19 protein-coding genes are annotated in these 14614 nt (G+C 38.5%); 12 read left to right on the top strand and 7 right to left on the bottom strand.

Annotated elements, in window-relative coordinates; genetic code table 11:
* Positions 1-74 precede the first annotated feature (74 nt).
* The 3 genes from WC623_RS22150 to WC623_RS22140 all read left to right on the top strand — a co-directional run bounded on the left by WC623_RS22150 (position 75) and on the right by WC623_RS22140 (position 3201).
* The gene (locus WC623_RS22150) at positions 75-821 is read left to right on the top strand and encodes a hypothetical protein (RefSeq protein ID WP_372855262.1); all 747 of its coding nucleotides are present in this window, start codon (positions 75-77) and stop codon (positions 819-821) included.
* Between the two features lie 53 nt (positions 822-874).
* Positions 875-1111 carry a hypothetical protein gene (locus WC623_RS22145; RefSeq protein ID WP_372855260.1) on the top strand — a complete coding sequence of 79 codons (237 nt, stop codon included), beginning with the start codon at positions 875-877 and terminating at the stop codon, positions 1109-1111.
* A 449-nt stretch (positions 1112-1560) separates the two neighbouring features.
* Positions 1561-3201, top strand: a complete 1641-nt coding sequence (locus WC623_RS22140) for a hypothetical protein (protein WP_372855258.1) — start codon at positions 1561-1563, stop codon at positions 3199-3201.
* A 438-nt stretch (positions 3202-3639) separates the two neighbouring features.
* Here WC623_RS22140 and WC623_RS22135 read toward each other — a convergent pair whose 3' ends face one another.
* The 7 genes from WC623_RS22135 to tnpA all read right to left on the bottom strand — a co-directional run bounded on the left by WC623_RS22135 (position 3640) and on the right by tnpA (position 7076).
* Positions 3640-3921 (bottom strand): hypothetical protein, encoded by a 282-nt coding sequence (locus WC623_RS22135; RefSeq protein ID WP_372855256.1) that lies wholly within the window; start codon positions 3919-3921, stop codon positions 3640-3642.
* Between the two features lie 102 nt (positions 3922-4023).
* Positions 4024-4455 (bottom strand): YopX family protein, encoded by a 432-nt coding sequence (locus WC623_RS22130; protein ID WP_372855254.1) that lies wholly within the window; start codon positions 4453-4455, stop codon positions 4024-4026.
* Positions 4456-4929: 474 nt separating this feature from the next.
* On the bottom strand, positions 4930-5106 hold the full coding sequence (locus WC623_RS22125; RefSeq protein ID WP_372855252.1) for a hypothetical protein: 177 nt from the start codon (positions 5104-5106) through the stop codon (positions 4930-4932).
* Between the two features lies 1 nt (position 5107).
* Positions 5108-5368 carry a hypothetical protein gene (locus WC623_RS22120; protein WP_372855250.1) on the bottom strand — a complete coding sequence of 87 codons (261 nt, stop codon included), beginning with the start codon at positions 5366-5368 and terminating at the stop codon, positions 5108-5110.
* Positions 5369-5496: 128 nt separating this feature from the next.
* Positions 5497-5691: a hypothetical protein gene (locus tag WC623_RS22115; protein WP_372855248.1), complete on the bottom strand. Its 195-nt coding sequence runs from the start codon at positions 5689-5691 to the stop codon at positions 5497-5499.
* A gap of 130 nt (positions 5692-5821) precedes the next feature.
* A complete protein-coding gene (locus WC623_RS22110) occupies positions 5822-5974 on the bottom strand; it encodes a hypothetical protein (protein WP_372855246.1) in 153 nt (50 codons plus the stop codon).
* Between the two features lie 697 nt (positions 5975-6671).
* Positions 6672-7076, bottom strand: coding sequence for an IS200/IS605 family transposase (gene tnpA / locus WC623_RS22105; protein ID WP_372855244.1), 405 nt, complete (start codon positions 7074-7076; stop codon positions 6672-6674).
* 421 nt (positions 7077-7497) lie between these two features.
* On the opposite strand from tnpA, the gene WC623_RS22100 reads away from it, so the two are divergent.
* The 9 genes from WC623_RS22100 (at position 7498) to WC623_RS22060 (ending at position 14608) form a co-directional block, all read left to right on the top strand.
* Positions 7498-8478: an AAA family ATPase gene (locus WC623_RS22100; protein WP_372855242.1), complete on the top strand. Its 981-nt coding sequence runs from the start codon at positions 7498-7500 to the stop codon at positions 8476-8478.
* Positions 8479-8907 (top strand): hypothetical protein, encoded by a 429-nt coding sequence (locus WC623_RS22095; RefSeq protein WP_372855240.1) that lies wholly within the window; start codon positions 8479-8481, stop codon positions 8905-8907.
* Positions 8908-8911: 4 nt separating this feature from the next.
* Complete coding sequence (locus WC623_RS22090; RefSeq protein WP_372855238.1) at positions 8912-9340, top strand: hypothetical protein; 429 nt, start codon at positions 8912-8914, stop codon at positions 9338-9340.
* 287 nt (positions 9341-9627) lie between these two features.
* Positions 9628-9843, top strand: a complete 216-nt coding sequence (locus WC623_RS22085; RefSeq protein WP_372855236.1) for a F0F1 ATP synthase subunit C — start codon at positions 9628-9630, stop codon at positions 9841-9843.
* A gap of 14 nt (positions 9844-9857) precedes the next feature.
* A complete protein-coding gene (locus WC623_RS22080; protein ID WP_372855234.1) occupies positions 9858-10142 on the top strand; it encodes a hypothetical protein in 285 nt (94 codons plus the stop codon).
* Positions 10139-10900, top strand: coding sequence for a PD-(D/E)XK nuclease family protein (locus WC623_RS22075; protein WP_372855232.1), 762 nt, complete (start codon positions 10139-10141; stop codon positions 10898-10900). The genes WC623_RS22080 and WC623_RS22075 overlap by 4 nt, the downstream gene beginning before the upstream one ends.
* A gap of 251 nt (positions 10901-11151) precedes the next feature.
* Complete coding sequence (locus WC623_RS22070; RefSeq protein ID WP_372855230.1) at positions 11152-11880, top strand: N-6 DNA methylase; 729 nt, start codon at positions 11152-11154, stop codon at positions 11878-11880.
* Positions 11877-12365, top strand: a complete 489-nt coding sequence (locus tag WC623_RS22065) for a hypothetical protein (protein ID WP_372855228.1) — start codon at positions 11877-11879, stop codon at positions 12363-12365. Before WC623_RS22070 ends, WC623_RS22065 begins: the two co-directional genes overlap by 4 nt.
* Positions 12362-14608, top strand: coding sequence for a DNA polymerase domain-containing protein (locus WC623_RS22060; protein ID WP_372855226.1), 2247 nt, complete (start codon positions 12362-12364; stop codon positions 14606-14608). Before WC623_RS22065 ends, WC623_RS22060 begins: the two co-directional genes overlap by 4 nt.
* Positions 14609-14614 lie beyond the last annotated feature (6 nt).

Genomic DNA, 14614 nt, shown 5'->3' with positions numbered 1-14614 from the left:
TGTATATGGTGAATTGGAATGTGCAGATCATGTTTCAGAATTCGAAAAACGAGTTAATCAACATGGAGTAAAAAATGATTAAACCAAAATCAGTAGATGTAATACATGAAAGTAAATCTTTCGGAAATGCATGGTATAGAGGACTCAGACATATAAAAATGTTCGGGCAACCCATAACCTTCGGAGATGAAAAAGAACAAAAGTACGCAACAGATGTTTGTCTTATTGTAAATCTTACAGACAATGTTTTACAAGAGGCAATCGATGGTAAGTTCCATAGACAATTCCCAACCCGTCAAAAAATGCGAGATGGATATATTCACGAGTGGGATCGTGGATTTGACTGGAGAAAACAAGGCTTTACCTATTGCTACGAAGACAGGGTAGAAGCATACCTTGGATATGCATTTTCAGAACAGGATGGAGAATTCAAAGAAATACCAATTGACCAGTGGAAACTCACAAAAGAAGACCTTGCACAGCAAATAGCAACCCAGATATCATCAAACCGTAACGTAATAGACATAGGAAATCCTTCAATTGACCGATTCGAAATACCGGAATCTCCGCCATGTCTGCGCAATATCCAGATTCGTCTGGAAGGAATCGAAAACGATATACCATATGCTTCAGCACGCTGGATGTTTCGATCTCGTGATTTTGGAATGGCCTGGCCAACCAATATTACAGGAATTCTTTCAGCAATTAACCGAGAAGTCTTGATTCCCAACAAGGCCAAGTTAATCCAGGTCATCGACATCAGTACATCGGCACATGTCTACCGTGGTGACTATAATCTATTCGACGATGTGACAGCATGATAAATGGCTCCTTGCTCAACTACACTTCCGATCTCGATAATTTCGTTATCAAGATGAAAGAAAAACTCGAACTCCGGGATTCAAAACACAATCACGAATGGACAACACAAGAAATGAAAGAAAAACTCGTAGAAGAAATTCTTGAATTCTTCCTGATAAAGGACATCAAGACACGTACAATCGTCAAAAAAGCCTTGGTGAATGCAGATATGGATATGACTGAATCTATCGATGGTGCAATAATGATATGGGGATATGACCTATCGGTAAGAAATAACAAGGTGAAATAATGTCAGATATTAAAACACTTCGTGAATACTTCCCCAATACTTTATTGTCAGATGATGAATTGTTGAAAATATGTGAATTTGTCACCGAGAGACTGGGAACGATAGGAGAAGTGGGTCGACACATGAAACTATTGGTAATTTGGGAAGAGGAAAAACAGATATGAAAAACATAATTGTATGTATAGAAGGGTCGGATGGCATCGGGAAAGAAACGCAAACAAAACTCCTAACTAAATCACTAAATGGAACGCGTATTGAATATCCGTATTATGATTCTGTCAGTGGTTGTTTGATAGATGATGTACTTACAAAAAATATACTCAAAGACCAGACTACGGTAGACCGTGCACTTCTCATCCAGAGTCTGATGACAAAATCGTGGGTTCAAAGGGTGAGCGCAAGCCTCCGGCTTTAGCCGTGGAGATAGCGAACCCTTTGCATGAGGTACTATGAAAAACATAACAATCATGGCGGCTGAACAAAAGAGCAACAATTGCTTAGAAGGTTGCGATAATTCAGTCGCCGATAGCTATATTAACTTTCAGAGTAATATAGATTATTGCTTAGAAGATGCGAAAATGAGATCAAACACCCCCTCGTTCATAACAGAACTTCCATTAAAAACCACATCCGCAGATGAAGCAATAATACTTGTACGTCTGGATGCTGGCAGGCAGTTGTATCATGCCTGTTTAGGGGAAGCACTCAAACGACTTGCACGTATTCAGCAATCAAAAGAGTATCAGGAAATCCAGAAACTCTCGAAAACAATTAACGGTAAGCCGAATAAGGAACGAACAAAGGCTTTTAATGAACTCAACAAGAAAGAAGGGTTTACCGACTACGATATTCAACATTATGCAACTGGAATAAGGAATAGCTGGATGGAAGAACATATTCACGCTCATATCGCTCAGAAATTAGCATTGAGAGCATTCAATGCAGTCCAGAAAAAAGCATTTGGAAAAGCGAAAAACGTGAGATTCAAAGGAAAAAACCAGATGGATTCTCTGGAAGGAAAAAACAATGAAACCGGATTAATATTCAGGGGCAATAGCCTCTATTGGTCTGGTCTTGAAATCCCATGCATAATCGACCCGAAGAATGCTGTAATAGCATACGGCTTAAAACATAACGTCAAGTATTGCCGGATTATTCGAAGAAAGATCAATGGCAAGAACCGCTTTTATCTTCAACTTATTTGCGAAGGAATACCATTTCAGAACCCAAAAAACAAAATTGGGACAGAAGAGATCGGATTGGATGTAGGGGTGGGAACAATAGCAATGGTTGCAGATACAAAAGCTACCCTGAAACAGTTTTGCAGTGAACTAATGCCGGATCAGAAAAAGAAACGAAAACTGCAACGAAAATTAGATAGATCATTACGGGCAACCAATCCAGACAATTATAATAAAAATGGAACAGTCAAGAAGGGAAAGAAATTCAAGAAATCCAACCGGTATAAAACAATAAGCCAGGACTTAGCCGAAACCGATCGAATCTTAGCTGCACATCGAAAATCCCTTTACGGTAAAGACATAAACGAAATAATATCAATGGGCACGAGAATCCAGACCGAAGACGTATCATATAAAGGCTGGCAAAAGCGATACGGCAGGTCAATTGGTATACGTGCTCCATCAATGTTCATGAATAGCCTCAAGAGAAAAGCTGAAAATGCTGGTGGCTACTTATTTGAATTTCCAACACCGACAACGAAACTATCTCAAATATGCCATATATGCGAGCAAGCTGTTAAGAAACCACTTAGCAAACGATGGCATATCTGCTGTGGTATCGAGATGCAGAGGGATTTGTACTCTGCATTTTTGGCAAAATGTATTGGAAAAGAAACAAATGCCCTTGATTTAGTCAGAGTGAAAGACCTCTGGCAAGGTCTGGAATCTATCCTTAGCGATGCGATTTCAAGGGCGAAACAAACTGCGATAGGTAAGGTTTGCCCTACCAGCTTTGGATTCAAAGGAATCCAGAGCCAGAGTGGTTCGCTCGTTAATCCTATACGAATTAATAGTGAGGCTATGGATGCTGTAATCCCCCTAGATGAGAGCCATAGAGAGCTTATATGAGCGTATGGGAATCTCACGGCTTTAGCCGTGGGAGAGGGTTCAATTCGTCAACAGCTTCAACGTGGGTGAGCTGGTTAGAACCCCTTATTTTAGTTAGCATCTTCAATCCCTGGTCTCCTGTTTGTCCGGGGTCGGCATAGTTACGGCTTCTCCCAGACGGGTATAATTACTGTTTTGACTGCGGTAACATCTGCTATAATCTCCACAAACATATAGCCTGGATATGGTCTATCCCCAGTGGCAAAAAAATTAGCGTTATACTGTTGTGATATCATGCTACTTTCCCGTATATCATTTTAGAGAGTGTATTATTCCTGAAATCAATACATCCTAAGCTTCCCTGTTCCTGGTAGCATAACCGACAGGCTATAAACGGATAATGCATATCTGCATTTTTACCTTCTATAAATATGTCAGTACATCCGATTTCTTTTTTTATCATGGGCTGCCATCCGCATCCATCATATTTAGTTTATATTCCAAAGTTTCGATACGTTCTTTTTGAAGATTTGTTTTAAATTTGAGTGTATTGTTCTCATCAATATAGCGATTGATTAATTTCGATAAATCCGCGATCTTATCCGTTTCATCATATCGCCTCATGGCTTCTCTGATAAGGCAGGTTACTGTATCTTCTTTGCTCTTATGACCATGAGAGGCTTTATGCTCTGAAATCATCCCGTGAACATCCGGTGGCTGTTGTTTTAAGTGTAATCTCATTGATCGTCCTTTGCATTATAATAAACATCTTCGTATTCTTTTTTAATCTTAAGATATGCATCATAGGCAATTCTCATTTCCTCTGCTTTAGCGGCTCGTTTCTCATGTGCGTTCATTGTGTTTCCCCTTAACTTCTTTACATGCGCATAAAGTATCCTGTTCTAATAATTCAGGATTCTCATAGATGTTTCCAATGATCTCAGGGAGAGAGGGCACGCCTATAAACCATTGGATAATATAATTAGCCCGTACAAAATTGGTTTTTGTGATGGCTTTCAGAGTAAAAGCGTATTGCCACCATTCAACTAACAGGAGTCGGTTATACTCATCTTTTAAGATATCGCCCTCATAAATCTCTTTGTCGTTCTTGTCTTTGAGTCCTGTAAATTGCATTAACTCGATTTCATTCGCTGTTTGTGGGACTATATTATCTTGTCCCATCTCATTTAAGCTCATATACTCTTTCATCTCAAAAGCAGGATACATCCTGTTTAAGATTGTATCCCATGCTCTAAACATTATTTCTCGTTTCATTTCACACCTCATTACTATAAATAATAAAGAACGCACAGGGGTATAATTTTACACATTCGTTATGGTGTTTTTTACATTCTTCTAATACCGTTTCATGCGTTCCATGCACATTAGTGAATTTACAGTATTCAACGCCATATGTGCATGCTTCAACAGGCGGATCAAGTTCTATATCTCGTCTATTAAATAGCATGTTCCCGGATGAAAAGGTTTTGCAGACCGGGCAACCTATAACAGGATTTCCCCCACAAGTCGCTTGTGAAAATATACGCACGATTTTTAAGACAACTCCACCGCATTTCTTGCATTTAGCATTAGGGATAATCTGATAATAATCCTCTTTTAGCATATCCATCATAACTTTATAATCTTCCAAGATTCGGGATAACGCTTTTGATTTATCACCTTTCTGCTTAATCAGGATTTCTTTTGCAAGTTCAAACGACGATTGCCTTGTTAGAATTGAATATACCTTTATTCTTCCTCCGATGCATCTATTTGATCAATTCTACCAATCACTGAATTTAAGACGTTTGTTTGTTCTAATACCTGTTCGTTCAATTCATCTATAGTCTGTTCTAATTCCTTCTGAAGCCCTTCAAGCTCTTCTCTATCCATTTCATCTATTTTTTTGTATAGTAATACTGCCATTTTATACACCCCTTTGCTTCATCGTGTCATATTGCCATAATAAAGCCATAGCGTCTTCTGGTGTCATGGTCTCATTTAGCACTTTACCCATAGCTTCCACGATCTCCTTATGCTCAGGCGTTACAGTAAATCTGAAATTCTTTACTGACTTATGAGTTTTCTTATACTCAGTCAATTGTAACAGGTAGTTATGATATCCGATCTTCTCCCCAGCCACTTTTAAAGCGTTATACACCTGCTTTATCTGATTCTCCTTAGTCAAGTTGATTCCTCCAATTGTGGCAATCTCATAACTTCATGTCCATTGCAATCATGAAAAACAATCCAGCCATGAACGTATATTTGGGCTGAATCATCCAAATTAAAAACAATGCCTTCTTGGTTGTTCATTTATTCCTCTTTATATTTCGTCATTTCCAATTGATAGGGGGGCTTAATGTCATTACTGCTCAACTGGACTGTATTTATTTTGTTGCAGGATTCTTCATGGAAAAAGACTGGAAACATTTCACGGAGCTTCTTAATAAATTCCTGCGCTTCTGCATAATCCGATTCTGAAAAATATTTAACGTCTAAAGTTATCATTGCTCTTCCTCGTTTTTCAAATTGATTTCATCATAAATGGTACTTAAGAATTGGTCGCATACCTGCCGATCTCCGCACTCTTGGCAACTATGATGATCTCCTAATACCGGGCAATCCGGTATTTCAAGGCTCATATTGCGAACTTCTCCATTGCGTCGTGAAATTCTCTGTTCACTTTATCGCGTGGCGTTGTTGGGGTATAAATCGTAAACCTCGCGGTAACTTCAATCTCAACTTCTCCATCACCATGATCTTTTATGACTTTCTGTGTAATTTCTGCCATTTTCATCTCCTTTTCGCCTCAAATGCCAACATACCCGTTTCAGTAGCAATAACTAAATATTCTTGTGATTTTTTATTACTTTTAACGTCTTCGTCCCATTCTCTAATAAGAAGAACTTTAGATGTTATAAAATTAAAATCTAACATAGCTCCTCTATTGCTCTTTGCCTGCATTCTTCATGAACTGAAATGGATTTATGAGTATGTCCCATGTTATGATTATCAATTGCGAGAACATCATACCATTGGCCGACTTTGATAGGCTCTTTGCATGCATCACACATTTCTTGGCGTTTACATTTTAGAACCATATTTCACTCCTGAGAATTATATTTCAATTTCCTCAATATCGGTTGTGTCTGCCGGTAAGCACAACCGATGAAAGATTCCCGTGTGATCTATTTTGATAAAAGCGGCTTCGGCATCAAGAATAGGTAATTTGCATTTATAGCAGATGTAAGTGTATGCTCTTTTTTGTGAATCCCTTTTAGTCATAGTTTCCTCCAAAGAAGATTAATCCAGAGTCCTCAGCCATGTTTGATATTGTCTATCCATTGAATCAAGATAGGCGTCTTCTCCGGTACAAACTCCGCATTCACAATCTGTTCTATCTCTTCCGTGATATTCTGGTACTTTCTTTGTCATAATTCGTTACTCCTTTTACTATATACTAACTATAGTTACCATTCTATTAATAGTTATCCCTTCATTTCCTTTCGTTGATTCTCAATGTATCGCTTGACTACATCCTCATTAGTCCCGCCAACCGATGCAACGTAAAATGAATGAGTCCATAATTGCGCAGGAATAGAAGCTTTCAATTCAGGAAACTCTTTTCTCAGCAGGAAAGAAGACTTGCCCTTAATCCATTTCATGATCTCAGAGCAAGACCATTTCGGATCTGCTGCAAGAAGCATGTGGACATGATCGGGCATGACCTCCAAGCTTTGTACATCCCAATTATGAAACTCAGCCAAATCTATTATAATTAGCTTTAGCCTGGTATCAATCCCCGGCATTAACAGGGGCTTTCGATACTTCGGACAGAACACGAAATGATATTGTAGAGCCGATACACTATGGCGACTATGTCTTAATTCCATATTTATCGCCAATGGAAATTTTATTTAAAATGTAGATTGATTGTGTACAATCGTATAGCCGGCGACGGTGATGAAGCTACTAAATTGTACTATTGGGTAATCTGCATGGGTGATGAAGAGCAATTGTACAATACCCGACCCCTTAAGAAAGACTGGAATTAAAAAAGTAAAGGCAGAAGTTTGTCAGGGGTTCTTATTTCCGTATGCTAATGCGGCTTTAGCCGCTGGTAGCTTACTATTATGAAACCAGTGAAAAACAGAAGCGGATAAACGAATTATACAAATCTTTTGCACGACAATTTCACTATCCCATGGTCAACGCAAATCAACCAATCGACGTTGTTCATGCCGAAATTCTCTCGATAGTGAATAACTATATATCTAAATAATACCATATTAAACAAAAAGGTGATAACAAACAATGCCATTAAAAGAAATCTGGATAGAAAAACATCGACCGGGAACACTCGAAGATATAATCGGTAATACGCAGGCAATGGGAATAATAAAAAAATATGTCGTTGACAATAATGTACCTCATTTCTTGTTTTCCGGTGATTCAGGAGTTGGAAAGACCACAACTGCACTTGCAATTGCACATGCAATGTATGGCACTTCGTACAAATCACATTTTACCGAAATAAACGCATCCGACGAGAATGGTATTGATGTAATACGTGGCAAGATAAAAGACATTGCAGACAAAAGCAATGATAAGATTATATTTCTCGATGAAGCCGACGCACTAACTTCGGCCGCACAATGGACATTGCGTCGAACAATTGAGAAATACGCAGATAGGACACGGTTTATTCTTTCCTGTAATTTCCGTGGTAAAATAATTCAACCTATTCAATCCAGGTTGACACCAATTCATTTCTCACCACTCAGCATTACCGAAATGAATATTCTAATTGACCGGATATGTACAAAAGAAAACATTACTGTATCTCCTGAAGTCAGATCTGTACTATGTCGATATGCAAAAGGAGATGCACGACAAATCATAAACCCACTTGAAGGTGCGTCCATGTTGTCTTTGACAATATCAATGGATGCAATCCAAGTATTCACCCAGACACCTGACCTTGACACATGTAAACTCATTGTTACGACTGCTGTATCAGGTGATTTTATATCAGCACGTGAAATACTCCTTACTATGTTGATTAACAAAGGATTCGATAACGAATCGATTTGTGAATCTATTCTTGAGGCATGTACAAACATCACATTCTCCCAGGATAAGAACCACAATAACCGAATTGTAGCCACAATAAACGCAATTGTAGCTAATCATGCGTCACATATGGCATCAAGTATACCCATCGTTGAATTCAGCGGCATATTGTCAAAAATTGCCATGATACAGACAATAAGTAGTGTAGAGCAGGTAATATAAATGTCAAAAAAATCAAAACAATTAAGTAAAACTCCAGAATTAAAAGAATTCGTCGATTCAATTGAATCAGCATTCTCTGACGAGTTAGCAGAAAAATTTGTCAATATCGAAAAAGACCAAGATATTTTTAATCCGGCGCGTTTAACCGAAGAAGTAACTAAGAAAGCAATTGAACTTCTGGAGATATGTGATGTCAAAACAAAGGCAAAATTAGAACTCGCTGTCAACGAATTCATCAGCGGAAAAATCGAACGTGACAATGTGTTCTATAAACTCCGGGAATGGTCGGATCTCATCGCCGAAGGTAAAGCCGGGACACAACTTGAAATCGAACTTCTCGAATCTTTGTCAATTCGAATAATTTTCCTGTGGTATGTGCGCAAGAAAACCATTGAACATATCGAAATCGTAAACACAATGGAACTTTGATATCATGATAAACAACCTTCTCAAAACAATCCACTACAAACAATATGATGTCCGGTATGAATGTTTCTCAACCAATGATAGTTCACCCGTTTCTATTACAACATATCCCAGATTAGTCATAAAATCTGCATTCACAAAATCTGGTCAGTATATCGGAGACACAAAATTTGCAAGATTTCTGTTCAAAAAAGGAATTCAACCAGAATTTCGTACTCCATCTTCTCGAATCTGTTCAATAGGTTTCAACGTATCAGAACAGAAATGGTATGGTTGGAGACATCGTGCCATTGTAGGGTTTGGTATTGGTGATAAAATCTTTGAATCCAATTTCGGCGACGATGATATACCATATACCCAACACGGTACCATCACTATAACGGATCTTGTACAAGCAAAACAAGCAAGTTCAAACTTCGCAGAATACGTAAACTAAAGGATAACTATGAGTAATTCACGAAGGCGATTGGAACTATCCCACCCTGAACTGTTTCCAACATCGACCGAAATTGACAACCGTAGACAACTGTTCACATATACATTCGGCATATGTAAAAGCATATGCATATTCATAATGGTTCTAATCACGATAATAATCATCATTCTCGCCCGTGAATATAAATCATCGGGTATCTACATAACATTTTTTGGCACAATTGCCAATATAATAATAGGTATGCTTGTCGCATACAATCTTGGAAATAAAATATCAAGGAGTATAACATGATTGAAGGTCTAGTAGCAATAGGCGCAGGACTTGCAGTGGGTCTTGCCGGTATAGGCGCAGGAAAAGCAGAAGCAGTTATCGGTTCATCGGCCGTAAAGGTAATGGCAGAACAAGAAAGATTCTTCGGAAAAGGTCTCTTAATGACTGTTATACCCGAATCCATTGCAATCTTCGGACTCGTGGTTGCTGTGGTACTACTGTTTATATTTTAAAAGGAGATATAAGAATGTATTTTATCCGCAGAGAAGACACAACTGAACCCGTAAATGATGCAGAACCATTCGAATATGGTGGTGTATCATTGTTCTCACATCAGGTTTATGGCGAGTATAGAGTAACAGAAGCCATAACAGGACTAATGCTTACAGCATCGGACGACAGTAAAGAAAATGCCGTTAAGAAAGCAAAATCTTTCATTGACAAGAATCCTGATTTAGTCAAATCAAAGATTAGAGAGGCACTGAAAAGAATTGCATCTGAAACATCTCCAATGGTCACATGCGAGATATGACCCTTAGTTATTCATCAATCCAGCGGCATGGATACACATTTGAAAATCAGTTATATGGATGTCAGTTTTCGTATTATCTTAGATACATAAAACAAATTCCACCTACAGAAATAGATTCCAAGAACTGGAAATTTGAAAAGATTCTCCATTCCGTATTTGAACATTTTTATCCCAGCCTGAACTTAAGCGCAATCCGCGATTACCCATCACCGAAAAATTATTTTGACATTATCCTCGGAGACTTACTAAACAAAAATTGGGATTATACACTATCGGAAACAGCATTTAAGGATGCGGTTTCAACATTACTGATATTCTCACAGAACGAGTCCAACAAATACCTTGCATCCCTGAATGGTGAAACCCAGTTCATGCCGATACATCTGGAATTACCCCTCAAAGAACCTTACAACATCTGCATTGACAAGGTGTTATTCGACCATTCAATGATGAATTACAAGACAGCAAAAGAACTTCCTGACTCAATCAAAATCGAGCATATCCTTCAGGCTGGAATATATGCAATCGATTACCATGCAAAATTTGGTATATGGCCACCGAAGATGGTGTTTTACTATGTCCGGCACAATAAACCAATAATTGTAAACATTACACAGCCGGTTATCAACATCGTAACCGAAATATCGAACAATGTAACCGAAAATATAAATAATGGAAAGTTCACTAAGAATTCAAATGCGTGTACGTGGTGTGATATGCGCCATGTATGCGGATTAGAAAAAATACGACTGATCTAAAATGAAAATCAAACAAAAAGAACTCAAGATTTTGTGCTGTAAAATATATGAAAAATTCGGAGACAAAAAAATCACATCAAACGATGTATTTAACGTCATTGATCTACCACAACGTAGAGTCGGGATAATCCTCCGCCAAATATGGTTCAGCGGATATGCGGTCAAACACAAAGAACGTCTTAATGGCACCGTCCAATATAGTATGAAAAAACCGAGTCCTACATAAAAAACATGATACCAGGTGACAACAAATGAGCGAAATTCAACAAGACATATTAGCTGTACTTAGCACATTAGAAATAGATGGAAATAATGTTAGAATAACGGAACAGTTAGATAGAAAACTGTACCTCGCAGTAAACCAGGTTCTCGAACGAATTGGAGGTAAATGGAATAAGAAAGTAAAAGCTCACGTATTCAGCATTGACCCAGTATCTCGATTAGAAGCCGTCATAAACTCTGGTCAATTTGACCCAAAGATAAAGACAGGATACTTCCCAACACCTGAAAAAATAGTCAGGCAAATGATAGAACTTTTGGATATCCAGCCAGGTAATTCAGTAGTAGAGCCGTCGGCCGGGCAAGGACATATATTGGACTTATTACCAAATAACATAAACTACTCTATCAAAATAGGCGAAATTCTTGCAGAAAATAGAGGACTTCTTAACCTAAAAAAATATACCGTAGACTTTGTTGATTTCCTCACAGAACAGGCAGAGTATGACCGAATAATCCAAAATCCCCCTTTTGAACGCCAGCAGGACGTTGATCATGTGAATCATGCTATCAATTGCTTAAATCCAGATGGCATTCTCGTATCTGTAATGTCAGCAGGGGTTTTATTCAGGAATAACAAAAAGACACAGCAATTCAGGGACGATGTCTTAAACTATGCCGAAGTAATCAAATTACCGGAAGGCAGTTTCAAAGAAAGCGGAACCATGGTTAATGCGATAATTATCAAGTACACGAAATGAAACTATTAATAACCGATCTTGATTACGTCGTAGAAAACAATGAGTTAATTGCCCGTGCATTCGGTCGATTGGATACAAATGAGCGAGTAACTGCACGAATACGTGGCACTCGACCATTCTTTCTTGTTAAGGCCGACACTCAGATTTCACAGGATAGCCGTATCACAGAGATTGTTGATGGATGGACAGACCTGAAGGGAAATCCACTTAAGCTTATCTACACACGGTTCCCTAAAGATGTTGCACAACGTGTAAAATGTCGAGATTGTTCCGGACTCGGTCGCATTATCCAAGACAAATTAGAGATTGTTTGCCCGGCCTGTAAAGGAGATGGGCAGATTGAGATTGGTTTAAAGTCCAAATTTGACCAGACATGGCAAGCAGATGTAGTCTACCCACAAGTACTACGGATATACTATGGTCTAAGTGGAGAGATAGAGATTCCGTCCTTGAACTGTCATATTAACGATGTCAGGAAAACATGACAATTCAACCCCGTCTTAACATATTTGATATAGAAACTTTTGATTCGGTAGATACCGTCACTGCACCTGAACCAATTCCATGCATGACGTTCTATGACTCATTTACCAATACTTACCATGTTTTCTCATTTGGTTTCAAAAAACATGAATTACTACAGGTAAAAACGCGTCTGCAACAATACTGGTCAACAAATCTTATCCCCAAGCTCCTGAAATATAACTTTTCCAATCCAAATATTATTTTCCATAATCATGATACTGAACGTCAGATGCTCGGCGACCTCCTCACGTATATCAACACTAACCATCCCGATATAATCGTATCATGGAACCAGAAATTTGATATGCCCTACATTGTCAAACGAATGGAAAATCTCAAATTACCATATAACGCAATTAGTGAAACAAATCGTGTTTGGCTTAATAAAAAAGATGAAATTATCCATATTGAAGGAACAACAACCATAGACGCAATGGAGCAATATGTATATAGTTTATCCCAAAATCCTAGGTCTAAGTCACTTGATTTTTCCGCAAATAAAGAATTCGGTGTCGGTAAGATGAAACGAACATCTATCAAGGAAATGCGTCTCAAAGATCCAGTTGGACTTCTCGCATATAACATCGTTGATGTCCAGCTCACATATGCTCTGACATCCGAATGTCAAATCATTGACAACATGCAGACCATAGAACGCATTTCAAATGCTGGCCTTGATAACCAATCCCCCTTACGAATAGTCGATTCTTTCATAATGACATTCCTGCGTGACCGGAAAATCGCAATACCGACAAATGCCCACGTAAAAGGCGACGGTAAAAAGGAAGGCGGCGCGTTTGTTCACAAAGCCACAATTGGAAAACACGCCAATGTAATCGTCCTCGACTTCAAAGGATACTATACATCAGTAATGATGGATGGTAATGTTTGCGCATCCACAAACATCACACTCGATGAAATCAGACAAACCCAACCCCTCTCCGACGATGACATCAAAGATTATATTTTTAAGACTTATATCCACTGCCCCAATGGTGCCATGTTCCAGAAAGACAAAACTGGTATTATACCCGAAATTTTAATCCACGTTCGTAATGAGCGCAATCGTCATAAAAAACTAAAGAAAGACGCAACAGATGAACAGACAAAGAACGTCGAGGATCGTCTACAACTCGGTTTCAAACGCATTGGTAACATATTCTATGGCCAGTACAAAAATCCATACTTCAGGCTTATGGACAAGGCAATCGCCGAAGCGATCACATCAGTCTGCAAAGCTCTCACAATAAAAGTAATCGATACACTAGAAAATCTCAATATCCAGGAACTATTAACCAATGTCAAACCAACTCTTAACTTACCAGACGATAAGTTTAATACACTATACGATAAGTTCAATACATTTATAACATTAATAATATATGGAGACACTGACAGCCTTTTCGTTAAATTACCACTATCATTATCGGCAGAAGAAATGACTATTGTCGGTAAACTCTTGGAAAAATATGTCAACTCCCTCATTCCAGCATTCACAAAGGAAATGTTCAACATCGAAAACAAGTTCATCGAAATTGAATTCGATGAAAAGAAACGCATGAAATCTTTTGTTCAGATGCCACTTCAAGGAGACAAAACCATAGGTGCGAAGAAACGATATTTTTACCTTGCCTACAAAGATGATAATACTCTCGACCCCGAACCACATTTTACGGGCATGGACGTAATCCGGAGTGATACCTCACCGTTAATGGTCGAAGTACAAACAAAACTATCTACAATGATACTCAACGATGCACCATACAAAGAGATCCGGAATTATCTCCTCGCAACATATAACAATTTTACAAAACAAAATCCCGACTTGCTCTTAATCAAGGAAACAATCCACAAATTCGATAACGATTCCCTATCACTCGTAATCGGTGCGAAATATGCCAACCGTTGCTTACATAAGTCTTTTAAAGCAGAATCAACTGTATATTACCTCTATCTTGCAGCCACTCCCTCCAACTATCCACGTATGGAAACCAAAAACTTAAAACCATTATGCCTAAATTACAACGAATCCGTGCCGCGAGATTTTATTCCATATATAGACTGGGAAAAAATGCGTGACCTTGTTCTCGTCCAACCGACCGAAACAATACTTGGCGCAGTCGGATATTCATGGTCAAACATCATCACAGGCACACGCGAAAACAAAGAAATTCAAACAATTGCGGTCACAACCGAACTATAACAAAAG

Source organism: Pedobacter sp., from assembly GCF_041645105.1.
In the GTDB taxonomy this organism is placed as follows: Bacteria; Bacteroidota; Bacteroidia; order Sphingobacteriales; family Sphingobacteriaceae; genus Pedobacter.
This window is presented reverse-complemented; position numbering and strand designations above follow the sequence as displayed.